Source organism: Maritalea porphyrae (assembly GCF_030159895.1).
GTDB classification, from domain to species: Bacteria; Pseudomonadota; Alphaproteobacteria; order Rhizobiales; family Devosiaceae; genus Maritalea; species Maritalea porphyrae.
The window spans coordinates 2,553,896-2,565,956 of record NZ_BSNI01000002.1; the positions used below are offsets into that span (position 1 = coordinate 2,553,896).

General features: G+C 50.5%; 12 protein-coding genes. 5 read left to right on the plus strand and 7 right to left on the minus strand.

Annotation, left to right across the window (positions count from 1 at the left end; genetic code table 11):
- Window positions 1-3: 3 nt before the first annotated feature.
- Entirely contained in the window at window positions 4-591 is a 588-nt protein-coding gene (locus QQL65_RS15990; RefSeq protein ID WP_284366081.1) for a TetR/AcrR family transcriptional regulator, read from the plus strand.
- Between the two features lie 69 nt (window positions 592-660).
- On the opposite strand, the gene QQL65_RS15995 is transcribed toward QQL65_RS15990, so the two are convergent.
- The 3 genes from QQL65_RS15995 to QQL65_RS16005 form a co-directional block, all read right to left on the minus strand.
- Window positions 661-1,638: an NAD(P)-dependent alcohol dehydrogenase gene (locus tag QQL65_RS15995; protein ID WP_284366082.1), complete on the minus strand. Its 978-nt coding sequence runs from the start codon at window positions 1,636-1,638 to the stop codon at window positions 661-663.
- Window positions 1,639-1,725: 87 nt separating this feature from the next.
- Window positions 1,726-2,238, minus strand: coding sequence for a hypothetical protein (locus QQL65_RS16000; protein ID WP_284366083.1), 513 nt, complete (start codon window positions 2,236-2,238; stop codon window positions 1,726-1,728).
- Between the two features lie 124 nt (window positions 2,239-2,362).
- Window positions 2,363-4,552 (minus strand): esterase-like activity of phytase family protein, encoded by a 2,190-nt coding sequence (locus QQL65_RS16005; RefSeq protein ID WP_284366084.1) that lies wholly within the window; start codon window positions 4,550-4,552, stop codon window positions 2,363-2,365.
- A gap of 147 nt (window positions 4,553-4,699) precedes the next feature.
- On the opposite strand from QQL65_RS16005, the gene QQL65_RS16010 reads away from it, so the two are divergent.
- Together QQL65_RS16010 and QQL65_RS16015 are read left to right on the plus strand one after the other, a co-directional pair.
- Window positions 4,700-7,033, plus strand: coding sequence for an ATP-dependent helicase (locus tag QQL65_RS16010; RefSeq protein ID WP_284366086.1), 2,334 nt, complete (start codon window positions 4,700-4,702; stop codon window positions 7,031-7,033).
- Between the two features lie 12 nt (window positions 7,034-7,045).
- Window positions 7,046-7,915 carry a 50S ribosomal protein L11 methyltransferase gene (locus tag QQL65_RS16015; protein ID WP_284366088.1) on the plus strand — a complete coding sequence of 290 codons (870 nt, stop codon included), beginning with the start codon at window positions 7,046-7,048 and terminating at the stop codon, window positions 7,913-7,915.
- Window positions 7,916-7,918: 3 nt separating this feature from the next.
- On the opposite strand, the gene QQL65_RS16020 is transcribed toward QQL65_RS16015, so the two are convergent.
- The 3 genes from QQL65_RS16020 to QQL65_RS16030 all read right to left on the minus strand — a co-directional run bounded on the left by QQL65_RS16020 (window position 7,919) and on the right by QQL65_RS16030 (window position 8,599).
- Window positions 7,919-8,065 (minus strand): hypothetical protein, encoded by a 147-nt coding sequence (locus QQL65_RS16020; RefSeq protein ID WP_284366090.1) that lies wholly within the window; start codon window positions 8,063-8,065, stop codon window positions 7,919-7,921.
- A 39-nt stretch (window positions 8,066-8,104) separates the two neighbouring features.
- Window positions 8,105-8,248 carry a hypothetical protein gene (locus tag QQL65_RS16025; RefSeq protein ID WP_284366092.1) on the minus strand — a complete coding sequence of 48 codons (144 nt, stop codon included), beginning with the start codon at window positions 8,246-8,248 and terminating at the stop codon, window positions 8,105-8,107.
- 216 nt (window positions 8,249-8,464) lie between these two features.
- The gene (locus tag QQL65_RS16030) at window positions 8,465-8,599 is read right to left on the minus strand and encodes a hypothetical protein (protein WP_284366094.1); all 135 of its coding nucleotides are present in this window, start codon (window positions 8,597-8,599) and stop codon (window positions 8,465-8,467) included.
- 89 nt (window positions 8,600-8,688) lie between these two features.
- Between QQL65_RS16030 and QQL65_RS16035 the strand changes: the two genes are divergently transcribed.
- Complete coding sequence (locus QQL65_RS16035) at window positions 8,689-10,518, plus strand: aminopeptidase P family protein (RefSeq protein WP_284366096.1); 1,830 nt, start codon at window positions 8,689-8,691, stop codon at window positions 10,516-10,518.
- 36 nt (window positions 10,519-10,554) lie between these two features.
- A complete protein-coding gene (chrA, locus tag QQL65_RS16040; RefSeq protein ID WP_284366098.1) occupies window positions 10,555-11,742 on the plus strand; it encodes a chromate efflux transporter in 1,188 nt (395 codons plus the stop codon).
- Here the strand turns inward: chrA and QQL65_RS16045 are convergent.
- Window positions 11,739-12,059 carry an AzlD family protein gene (locus QQL65_RS16045; protein WP_284366099.1) on the minus strand — a complete coding sequence of 107 codons (321 nt, stop codon included), beginning with the start codon at window positions 12,057-12,059 and terminating at the stop codon, window positions 11,739-11,741. The two genes, chrA and QQL65_RS16045, sit on opposite strands and share 4 nt — an antisense overlap.
- Window positions 12,060-12,061 lie beyond the last annotated feature (2 nt).

Genomic DNA, 12,061 nt, shown 5'->3' on the forward strand with positions numbered 1-12,061 from the left:
TGTATGCAATCAAAAATCTACAAATCAAACAAAGACAGAACCCAAGCCACACGCGCTCAATTAATTGCAGCAGCCAGAGAATTGTTTGTTGAAGGCGGATATGCCGACACGGGCACGCCAGCGATCGTCAAGAAAGCCAAGGTGACAAGAGGCGCGCTTTATCATCATTTTGTGGACAAAGCGGATCTGCTTACAGCGGTTATTGCTGAAGAAGCACAGGCAGTAGCTGAGAGCATAATCAGCCATGCTGAAGGGACCTCAGCAATTCAGTCCCTCAAGAACGGTTCTCGAGCTTACATTGAGGCCATGCAAGTGCCAGGCAGGACGCGCTTACTGCTCGAGATCGGCCCTGCTGTTTTAGGCACGAACCTGATGCGCAAAATTGACGATGGCGCAGCGCATCGAACCCTTTTAGATGGACTAAAAGCGGCATTTGATGATGACCAAGCAAAATCCAAAGACATTGAAGTGCTAGCAGACCTTTTGTCCGCAGCATTTGATCGCGCCGCGATTGCAGTATCAGCGGGTGCGGATGCAGAAATATACGTAAACGCTATGGAGCGATTGATTGAAGGCTCGCTTGCCCGCTAAGGCGCGCAACTGGCTATGTCAACTTAGTCTCAATAAGAACATGGCTAAATGCAACTGCGAGCACCAAAACTACGCCGCAATTCGCAAAACCACAGAACCAACCTTACGGCCCGTGTCCACGTGATTATGGGCAGCAACGACCTCTTCTAATGTGTAGGTGGCATCAATAACGGGCTTCAATCCGCCTTCAATCGTCAACTCCATAAGCTTCTTATACATCTTCGCCGACATGACGTCTTTTTCATCATCGCCGGTCAGCAACAATGCGCGCTTGTTGAAGCTGTTTTTGATCATTTCCCAGACGTTTTTGAAAATAACGACAAGCAGCTTACCCTCAGGCTTCAGCAAGTGCTCTATCTCGCCGAATGGCGCATTTCCCACATTGTCCATAATGTAGTCGAACTTCTCGCCTGAAGATTTAAAATCGGCCTTAGTATAATCAATGACCTTGTCTGCACCCAGCGATGTAACCAGCTCGGCATTTTTGCCGCTACACACACCCGTTACATTGGCGCCGATTTGCTTGGCAAGGGGAACTGCCGCCACCCCAACCGCGCCAGAAGCGCCGTTGATCAGAATACGGTCGCCTTTTTTTAGACCCGCCGCATCGAAATAGGCCTTCGCCGTTGCCCCGCCAAACAACACCGAAACCGCCTCTTCATGGCTTAAGCTGTCAGGTTTTGCGGCAATCGCACCGCTGGCATCTAGACAAACATATTCTGCGTGACACCCAAACTTGAACCCAGACGAGCCCACGACCTCATCGCCTACGCTAAATCCAGTTACACCTTCGCCAACTTGCTCGATAACGCCAGAAAGCTGCAAACCAAGCACCGGGTGTTTGGGTTTAAAGGGGCCCATGGCCAATCGCGTTGGAAATGATAGACCGCCCGGAACGCGCAATGCCCGAACGCGCACATCGGCAATGTCCACCGTTGATGCAATCACCTTGACGAGAATTTCGCCCGCTTTCGGGGTCGGCTTGTCAACTTGTTCGATTTTTACATTTTCGGCCGGACCGAACTCGCGGTAAACAGCAGCTTTCATAATGATTGTTCCCTTATTGGTGTTCACAACACATGGGAAGCACCAAGCCAATGTCAAGCGTTTCAAGCAATTGTCTGCTCCAATCCGCTAGAGCACCTTTGCAAACTCTTCGCGCAATAACCGCGCCCGTGCGCGCATTGAAGCTGCTTTGTCATCTTGTGCGTGTTGCAAAAGCGTCTGAATTGAAGACCCATCACCATTTGCCTTAGCGGTACGGCAACGGGCGTCTAGAGCCCAAACGCGCAGCAAAGTCTTCTTGTCAGCGCAATATTCAGCAACGAGTTTGCTGAGCTTATCAGTGGTCAAAAGATCGTTCGGCATATATTTAACGGTTTGCAACAAGTGCAAGCGCGGCTCCCAATAGGTGAATTGCGGTGCCGCCAAAATCAGTTTTTCAAGAACCTCTGGATAGATCGCTTGCCCCCTTTCGGCAGCGTTTTTTACGAGCCAAGTTGAGGCCGATTGGTGCATACGATCATCTGAATCAAAAAAACTCAAAATCTCGCGCCAATCATCTCGAGAGAGTTCATTGCTCAGCGCATGTTTCAATTCATCAACATGCGTTCCATCAAATCGCAAAATGGCTTCAACAAGCGACATTTATCCCCCAAACTTCAAACATCAAACTTTGTCCTCCAAAATGGGTAGAACTTGAATGATGCTCGAAAAAGCGCCCGAACAAAACTGCCCGGACGCTTTAGTGTTTATGAGATATTGCTAGATGCTAAAGCTTGCCAATCGAGAAGAACAACGTCTCCCCTGAGTGATCGTCAACCCCGTCATTGTCGGTAACGGCGAATCCTTCACCAGCGGCGTCAATTGCAAAGCCTTCAATTTTGTCCTGAACGTAACCGTTCAGCGATTGAAGGTCAGGAATGAAATCACGCACCTCTTCTTTGGCAACAATTGGCAAATCGGAACCAAGTGGGGCAGCTTGCATATCATCAAGTTTTACGCGGTAGAGCTTTTTGACTTTCGCATTTTCAGCGATCTGATTGTCACGCTCAATGATATAAACGTATTCGCCATATGTCGTAATCTCAGAAAGGCCAACCCAGCCATTTGCTGTCTCATCAAGCGGGTAACGCACTGCACCCCATTCGCCAGTTGAAGGTTGGTAAGAAACCAGTTTCACCTGCCCTTTTGGGTCGTCCTGCCATTCCCGCTGGATGGCAATCCAAAGCACCATATCATCGCCTTCACCGACACTTGTGATGCCTTCGGCAGCGAAGCGTTTTTCTACAGCAAGCAATTCAGCTGGGAATGGCACTTCTTGCTTGATCTCGCCCTTTGCATTCACATTGTAAATCGCATGTGGTGTCAAACGATCAGCACGGCCCTCAGAGGCGAGCCAATAACCGCCTTTGCCATCCAAGGTGATGCCTTCAAGGTCTAGCTTTTGCGCAGGTGCACCATCACGCGTCACCCCAATACGCTTTGTGATTTTGGCGGGCATGCTCGTTGCATCAATCTCATAGATTGAAGGTTGCGCCCGCAGGAAGCTGTCGTTCACCGCGTAAAGCTTTCCAGGCACTTCGGCGTCAGCTACAAGCCCTGACAGAGCAACCCAACCAATTGGGCGATGGTCGTCAGCCATTTCAGACATGATTTGCGGGTAAGCAGCTGGTGCGTCTTGCAATTCATAAATCATGACATGTGAACGTACGCCGCCATCTTCGACCAATTCCGCTTCGTTTGCAGACACAAACAGATTGCGCGAGGGAATTGTCAGCGCGCCTTCTGGTGCAATCCCGGATGGTAGCAACTGCACAAATTCAGGGTCAGCACCGGTGTCTTTGTAGACGCCGACCAACGATGCACGCTCCAGCAACACGAAGAAGTATGTGTCATCGCCAAAGGTACCTGTTGCCAAGCCCTCAGGTTCCACACCCTTATTGCCAGAGCGTTTTTCCGGGTAGTGACCAGCGCGCGCGGCCAAGATTTCCAAAGATGTGCCCGATTCAAACTCAACTGAACCATCTTTGTGGTAGATGGTGAACCCGCGAGAACCGCCGTTAAAGTCGCCCTCATTAGCGCCAATAAAGCGATTATCATCCAACCACTTCACCGCATCGGGTTCGCGCAAACGTTCAGTTTGGCTACCGTCAAATGTGAATGCGCGTTCTTCTTCAACATCGATGTAAGAAAGATCAACTGCACCAGCTGAAAAATGAGATTTCACTTCGCCAGTTACACCGTCGATAATGGCATAATGGTTGTTTTCCTGCATTGAAACAACGATCTCATTCAGCGCATTGAAATCAACAAACTCTGGCTCTGGATCAGAACCACCAATCTCAGCCAGACCTGTCAATTCAACCTGCTTTTTGCTTTCACAATCAACAACGCCGTTCGCAACACTGAAGATCGTCACAAAGCCGGCTGGCAATTGAGGCAACTCGCCATCGTTCAAATCCTCGTCGCGCTCATTCTCAATTGCAATTGCGACCAGTGAATCGTCGTGTGAAACCGCAACGCTGTCAGGCTGACCGCCAAGATCGCACTTGGCGACTACCTCTTTTGAGGCGATATCAATCACTGCCAAATGCCCAGAGGGTGCCACATTGCTCTCAGAGGTGTTCACACCAACAAAGGCGCTATTGCCAACAATCGAAACCGATGTTGGCTCGCCAGTCAGCGTCAAAAAGCCTGCCGCCTTTGGCGCTTTGGGGTCCGCAATATCGATGAAGCCGATACCACCCAATGGACTGTCTGAGTAAATCAACGTCATACCGTCTTCTGTGGCCGCAATGATTTCTGAGGATGATTCGCTGTTGGCATCTATGCTCGCTGGAATATTGCTGGCAACGGGGAAGCTGGCGATCCGGTTAAAGTGGGGCGCAGCGGCTGCATTTAGGGCGGTCAAGCTGATCGCACCAAATGCAAAAGCGCCAAGGATATGTTGGAATTTCATGTTGTACGGTTCCTTGATTGTGAGATAAACCGCTGTTGGGGATATTCCGGCCATGCAACAATGAGATGACAATTCTAAGTTGACCGCTGCATATACAAATATTGGCAACTGACCTATAAAGAACAAAACGAGATTCGAGCGCGTTCTATGACTGCAAGGCCGGGCAAAGCCCCCAGTTCACAACCTGGACCAATTACGTCGCAATTTGGCGGCGGCGCACCGCGCTATCTAGATGGCCTAAATCCCGAGCAACAAGACGCGATTGAAAGCATTGAGGGACCGCTTTTGGTGCTTGCTGGTGCAGGCACCGGAAAGACCCGTGTTCTGACCACCCGCATCGCGCACATCCTGGCCACCCGCCGCGCCCGTGGCCATGAAATTTTGGCCGTGACCTTCACCAACAAAGCGGCCCGCGAAATGAAAGAGCGGATTTCCAAATTTGTTGGCGGTTCTGTTGAAGGCATGCCTTGGCTTGGCACATTCCACTCGATTGGCGCAAAGATTTTGCGTCGTCACGCCGAGCTCGTGGGATTGAAATCCGATTTCACCATTCTTGATACTGACGACCAAATCCGTCTGCTCAAGCAATTGCTGCGAGCGGAAAATATCGACGAAAAGCGTTGGCCTGCACGTCAGCTTGCGCACATGATTGATGGTTGGAAAAATAAGGGCCTACAGCCTAAGCAGCTCGATGCATCAGACGCAGGTGTTTTTGCAGATGGCAAAGGCGCAAAGCTTTACGCCGCCTATCAGGCGCGGCTGAAAACTCTTAATGCGGCCGACTTTGGCGACTTGTTGCTCGAATGCATTCGCCTTCTTAAAGACAACCCGACCGTGCTCGAAGAATTTCACCGACGCTTCAAATACATGCTGGTGGACGAATACCAAGATACGAACGTGGCGCAATATTTGTGGCTACGATTGTTGGCGCAAGGCAATTCCAATGTCTGCGTTGTTGGCGACGATGACCAATCCATCTACGGGTGGCGCGGTGCTGAGGTCGACAATATCCTTCGTTTCGAAAAAGACTTTCCAGGCGCAAAAGTGATCCGATTGGAACGCAATTATCGCTCCACTTCAAAGATTTTGCGCGCTGCGTCTCACCTTATTTCACACAATGAAGACCGTCTGGGTAAAACCCTTCAAACCGATGTGGGCGAAGAAGGTGATCCGGTCACTGTTACTTCGGTTTGGGATTCAGAAGAAGAAGCCCGCCATATTGGTGAAGAGATCGAGCAATTTCAACGTCAAGGCCATACGCTCAATTCAATTGCCATTTTGGTGCGCGCTTCATTCCAAATGCGCGAATTTGAAGAACGTTTTATCAAACTTGGCCTAAACTATCGCGTCATTGGTGGCCCACGCTTTTATGAACGCAAAGAAATTCGCGACGCTCTCGCCTATTTGCGCGCCACAACGCAACAAGCTGACGATTTGGCGTTCGAACGCATTGTCAATGTGCCCAAACGCGGACTAGGCGACGCAACTATTCGCCTTCTGCATGACGCGGCTCGTGCCGCCAATGTGCCGCTTATTCAAGCCACCCGCGATCTTATTGAAACCGACGAGTTAAAGCCAAAACAGCGCTCAACCCTGCGCTTTTTGATCAGCCAATTCGACGATTGGGCCAACCGTTTGCAAAACATGCCGCACGCCGAAGTCGCCGAAGCAATATTGGACGAGAGCGGCTACACACAGATGTGGCAAAACGATCGCTCTGCCGACGCGCCGGGCCGTTTGGAGAACCTCAAAGAACTTGTTCGCTCAATGGAAGAGTTTGAAACGCTTGGCGGATTCTTAGAGCACGTTTCCCTCGTCATGGAGCGCGACAGCGGCGATGGTGCCGAAGACGCGGTGTCCATCATGACTTTGCACGCGGCAAAAGGACTTGAGTTCGATACGGTCTTCCTTCCCGGTTGGGAAGAAGGATTGTTCCCCCACCAACGCTCGCTTGATGAAAGCGGTCGCATCGGTTTGGAAGAAGAACGTCGCCTCGCCTATGTGGGCATCACCCGCGCCAAAAAACGCGCCAAACTTACCGTCGCACAAAACCGCCGTATCCACGGCCTTTGGCAGTCGTGTATTCCCTCGCGTTTTCTAGATGAATTGCCGGCTGACGCTGTGGAAGTAAAAGACACAGGCTCAAGCTATGGCGGTTACAATTATGGCGGACGTAATGCCGCGTCCAAATTCGACACGCGAGACCCGTTTGATAGTGTTTATGAAACCCCTGGGTGGCAGCGCGCGCAAAAACAAAACAAAGCACGGGCTCACGACCGAGGCCCCACGATTGAAGGCGAATTGGTTGTCCGGTCTGGCAGCATAAACACCTCATCATCTTCATTCAAACAAGGCGACAAAGCATTGCACCTTAAGTTTGGTGAAGGCATTGTGGCCAGCGTTGATGGCAACAAGCTGACCATTGACTTCCCATCCGTTGGGCGCAAAAAAGTGCTCGAGAGCTTTATTAAACGCCCATAAAGGCAGCACCCAATGACCCTTGAACAAATCTTTGTCCCGATGTCCAAACAAGACGCATTTGCCCTGGCCGACGCGGTAATGGAAGAGTTTGGCTTGGCGCTTTCCGCCTCAGCCTTTGAAAATGAGAATGGCGACTGGGTGTTTGAAGCAACGTGCGATCAAAAGCCTGACGTTGAGCGCTTCAACGAACTGGCGCAACGTGTTTTGAACGGCAAAGTTGAATTCACCATCGGGCAAGTGCCAGATAAAGACTGGGTCGCCCACTCACTTGAAGGGCTGTCGGCAATCGACACAGGTGAATTCTTTGTGCATGGAAGCCACGAAGAAACACCTATTCCTGATGACAAGATCGCCATCAAAATAGATGCGGGCCAAGCCTTTGGCACCGGCCACCACGAAACCACTACGGGTTGTTTAGAAGCCGTATCTATCGTGGCCAATTCTGACCTCGCACCAAAAAAGATTCTTGATTTGGGAACTGGCACCGGCATTTTGGCAATTGCTGCCGCAAAACGGTTAGATCAGAATGTGCTGGCGACAGACATTGATGCCAAGGCAATTGAGGTGACGGCTGAAAACACCGAAATCAATGGCGTTGCTGACAAAATAGAAACCGCGGTCGCCACTGGCATGGATCATGAAATCTTTGCACAACGCGGACCCTTTGATTTGGTTTTGGCCAATATTTTGGCCGGGCCACTGGTAGAGTTGGCACCTGATATTGCCAAACACACCCATGAAGGCAGTGTGGTTGTGCTAGCCGGGCTTTTGAACCGTCAGGCTGACGGCGTGATTGAAGCCTATGCCAAAAACAAAATCGCCCTTCTCGAACGTGTCGAAAAGGGCGATTGGACAATCCTAAGATTGCAACGTGAGGCGTAAACCTTAGAAGCTGTTGCGTGAACGCTCTTCGTTCAACAAATTGCGGTAGCCATGTGTTTCCACAAAGCGAGCAACTTCGCGCTCAGCGTGCTTAGAACGTGATGTTACGATTGCGTCCATTACGTTGCGGAAGAAACCAGATTTAGCCATTTTGTGCATCCTAAAAAAGTGTGGCGATTACGCCAAAAATCAAAAGCCGTTCAAACGATCATTGTTGATCGCTTCGTGTCCGTGGGTTTTCAAAAAGTTTGCAACCTGGCGCTCAGCGTGTTTTGAGCGAGAAGAAACCATTGCGTCTACTACGTTGCGAAAAAATCCAACTGTCTGTGCCATATTCGTCTCCTACAATTTCCACCAAAAGTGGGGTTGCTTTTTTGAATTCGTGAAACCAATGTAGCGCAGTAAAATTTTTTAGGTAGAGCTGGAAACGCACCACAGCCATGCGTTTTTGGAATACCGATAGACCAATACAAACGGAGACATGCAAAACGCGCCGCTTTGAACAAGCTGCGCGTTTAAAAATCGGATAGAATAATGTGAAATGGCTGTCTATAGCGTGTGATTTTTGGTGAAATCATGGTGCTCTGCTTCCACGATGTGGTCGATATCATGTTCAACCGCTTTCGAGCGTGAGTTCATGATTGCAGCAAAAATATCGCGTACAAATTCAAATGGCTTAGCCAATTTTTCCTCCTGTCCGAGAAACCAACAAACAAATCAAATCGCAGACACATCGCAGTGAAAGATCGGCGATTCAAAGGATACCGTACCGAATGTTTAACAATGACGGCTCAATTCAATTCCAACAATTTGATGAAAAAGCTGACTCAACCCAAGTTCTGCCGCGCCTAACTGCATTGCGCGCCGCGCTATCTGCTGCAAATGTGGATGCCTTTATTGTCCCGCGTGATGATGCGCACCGCGGTGAAAACGTTCCGGCGGGTGACGAACGCCTTGCCTATATGACAGGCTTTACCGGGTCTGCAGGCTATGCACTTGTAACCAAAGACCGCGCGGCTCTCGTGGTTGATGGGCGATACACGATCCAAGCGCCAGCGCAAACAGATACCGACCACATTGAATGCGTCGACATGAAGCCAGATGCTGCACAAAAATGGTTAGTTGATGCGCTTGAAGCCGGAAGCAAAGTCGGGTTTGACGGTTGGCTACATACACCGAACGCCATCAAAACGCTGCGCGAGGCTTTGGCAAAAGCCGAAATCAATCTGGTTGAAACCAACAACTTGGTTGATGAAATTTGGACAGACCGTCCTGCCCCGCCAACCGACAAGATTTTTACATTGTCGTTGGATCAAACAGGCAAAAGCGCTGCGGACAAAGTGAGCGATCTGATCAAGACAATTGAGGAACGCGAAGCCGACGCTCTCGTTCTGACTTTGCCAGAAAGCTTTTGTTGGTTATTCAACATTCGCGGCTCTGACATTCCAAATACGCCGGTGACACTAGGCTTTGCGATCATCGAGAAATCTGGCAAAGCAACACTGTTCGTGCAACCTGAAAAGATCACTGCCGACGTTCAAAATGAACTTGGTGACGTGGTAGCACTGCGCCCGATTGGCGACTTAACCGGTAACCTTGCAGAACTTGCACAAGACAAGACCATTTGGCTAGACGGCAACACCTGCCCTTCCAAATTGGCCAACATTGTCACCGAAGCTGGCGGCAAACTAGTCAATGAAGCTGATCCAGTTCTCAAAATCAAATCACGTAAAAACGCTGTAGAAATTGATGGCATGAAAGCCGCTCAGCGGCTTGATTCAGCCGCGATGGCGAAGTTCTTGTCTTGGCTTGACGCCGAAGCACCAAAAGGCGAGTTAACCGAAATCGCTATCGTCAAACAGCTTGAGCAGATACGTCGCCAGGCCAACTCTCTCGTCGACATCAGCTTTGAAACCATTTCAGGCTCAGGCCCAAATGGCGCGATTTGCCACTACCGTGTTACTGAAAACTCAGATCGTCGCCTTATCCCTGGCGAATTGATGCTGGTCGATAGCGGTGGTCAATATCGCGAAGGCACAACTGACATTACCCGCACCATGGCCACTGGCCCTGCAACAGCAGAGCAAAAAAAGCACTTCACTTTGGTGCTCAAGGGCATGATCGCTCTTACTCTAGCAACATTCCCAAAAGGCACGACCGGCTCGCATCTGGATATTTTGGCGCGTCAATTCCTGTGGGCAGAAGGTCTTGATTACAATCACGGAACCGGTCATGGCGTCGGCGCTTTCTTGGGCGTACACGAAGGGCCATGCGGCATCTCTCCACGCTATACAGCACCACTTGAAGTCGGCAACATCATCTCAAATGAACCGGGTTACTATTTGGAAGGTAGCCACGGCATCCGCATTGAAAACCTGATTGTTGTTGTTGAAAGTGACAAGGGCACCAAAGACCAGCCATTCTATAGCTTTGAAACCATCACTTTCACGCCAATCGACACGCGCTTGATCGACAAAAGCTTGATGACGGAAACTGAAATCAACTGGCTGAATGACTATCACAAAAAATGCTACGAGATCGCAGCGTCACAATTGAGCGATAGTGACAAGGCGTGGTTGGCGAGCGCGACAAAAGCGATTTAAAAAACAAGGCGTGCCCAACCAAAAGGGTATTTGATTGTGTCACGTCCATTGTTTGAAATTTTCAACGCCTTTGCAAAACTCGGTCTCACCTCTTTTGGTGGGCCGGTTGCTCATATGAGTTTCTTTCGCGCCGAATTCGTTGAAAAGCGCAAATGGCTCACTGATGATGCCTATGCTGATTTGGTTGCGCTTTGTCAGTTCTTGCCCGGCCCTTCCAGTTCGCAAGTTGGCTTTGCACTCGGCGTGCAGCGCGGTGGATTATTTGGCGGCATCGCTGCCTTCTTGGCTTTCACTTTGCCATCCGCGCTATTTTTGGTGCTGTTTGCCCTTTATGCCGACACGCTATCAGGAACGTTTGGGGACGGTCTTATCCACGGCCTGAAAATTGTCGCCGCAGCAGTCGTCGCACAGGCGATTTTGGGCATGGCGACAAGTCTATGTAAGACACAAGCCACTGCAACTATTGCGGCTCTGTCCCTGCTTATTGTCACACTGATCGCTGGCCCGCTCGGCCAGGTCCTAGCAATCACCTTTGGGGCGTTTTTAGGAAAGTTCGTGAATAAGTCAGAACATGTCCCTACATTCCAAAACACACCAACACGACATATCCCCGTTTTTGCTGGATACATCGCCTTAGCGTTTTTTTTCGCACTACTCCTATTTCTTCCCCTATTGGCGCAGTTCACATCGGACCTTCGGATCCAGCTCCTAGACAGTTTTTATCGCGCTGGCGCATTGGTTTTTGGCGGCGGTCATGTGGTCTTGCCCTTGCTTAAAACCGAGGTCGTCGCCACAGGAATTGTCAACAAAGACAGCTTCTTAGCCGGCTATGGCATAACCCAAGCGGTGCCCGGGCCAGTTTTCAGCTTCGCTGCCTTTTTGGGCGCTGCAAGCGCGCCAATGCCCGACGCTGCGCTGAACGCCGCCATCGCCACAATCGCTATTTTCTTGCCCGGTTTCTTGCTGGTCTATGCTATGCTTCCGCATTGGCAGAAATTCAGAAACTGGCAGGGCGCACGGTCCATCTTGGCTGGCGCAAACGCCGCTGTAGTCGGGCTTCTAGCCGCTGCGTTCTTCACACCGATTTGGCAAAGCACTGTCCTTACAGCGCTTGATTTTGCATTGGTAATAGCTGCATTTCTGCTGTTGATGGTTTACAAGCTACCGCCTTGGCTGGTGGTCTTAATCGGCGCCATCGTTGGCACTCTGCTCGGACAAATCTAAAGCATTCCAAGCGCTGCGCGCAGTACAGCGACAGACACAACCCCAACGGCCACAACGCCAAGCAAGGGCAGTCGAAAAGCAGCAAGCATCGTGATGATCGCAGCGCCCGTTTCAGCTGGTCCAGTGGCAAGAACTGTCGGTGCAATTACCGCCATCAAAACAGCCACGGGTACCGCCTCCAAAGCGGCACGAGTTCGGCCCTTGAGATCTACAAATCGGACCAGCAACAGCCCAGAAATACGGGTGACGTAGGTGGCGACACCCATGCCTAAAATAGCGAGCAATGTAAGCGGATCAGTGTGGAAAAAACTCTCCATTT

Bases quoted from the DNA above. Each gene is read 5' to 3' on its own strand.
- QQL65_RS16045 (WP_284366099.1), bottom strand. From the start codon at position 12,059: ATGGAGAGTTTTTTCCACACTGATCCGCTTACATTGCTCGCTATTTTA.
- QQL65_RS16010 (WP_284366086.1), top strand. From the start codon at position 4,700: ATGACTGCAAGGCCGGGCAAAGCCCCCAGTTCACAACCTGGACCAATT.
- QQL65_RS16025 (WP_284366092.1), bottom strand. From the start codon at position 8,248: ATGGCACAGACAGTTGGATTTTTTCGCAACGTAGTAGACGCAATGGTT.
- QQL65_RS16020 (WP_284366090.1), bottom strand. From the start codon at position 8,065: ATGGCTAAATCTGGTTTCTTCCGCAACGTAATGGACGCAATCGTAACA.
- QQL65_RS15995 (WP_284366082.1), bottom strand. From the start codon at position 1,638: ATGAAAGCTGCTGTTTACCGCGAGTTCGGTCCGGCCGAAAATGTAAAA.
- QQL65_RS16000 (WP_284366083.1), bottom strand. From the start codon at position 2,238: ATGTCGCTTGTTGAAGCCATTTTGCGATTTGATGGAACGCATGTTGAT.
- QQL65_RS16035 (WP_284366096.1), top strand. From the start codon at position 8,689: ATGTTTAACAATGACGGCTCAATTCAATTCCAACAATTTGATGAAAAA.
- QQL65_RS15990 (WP_284366081.1), top strand. From the start codon at position 4: ATGCAATCAAAAATCTACAAATCAAACAAAGACAGAACCCAAGCCACA.
- QQL65_RS16005 (WP_284366084.1), bottom strand. From the start codon at position 4,552: ATGAAATTCCAACATATCCTTGGCGCTTTTGCATTTGGTGCGATCAGC.
- QQL65_RS16015 (WP_284366088.1), top strand. From the start codon at position 7,046: ATGACCCTTGAACAAATCTTTGTCCCGATGTCCAAACAAGACGCATTT.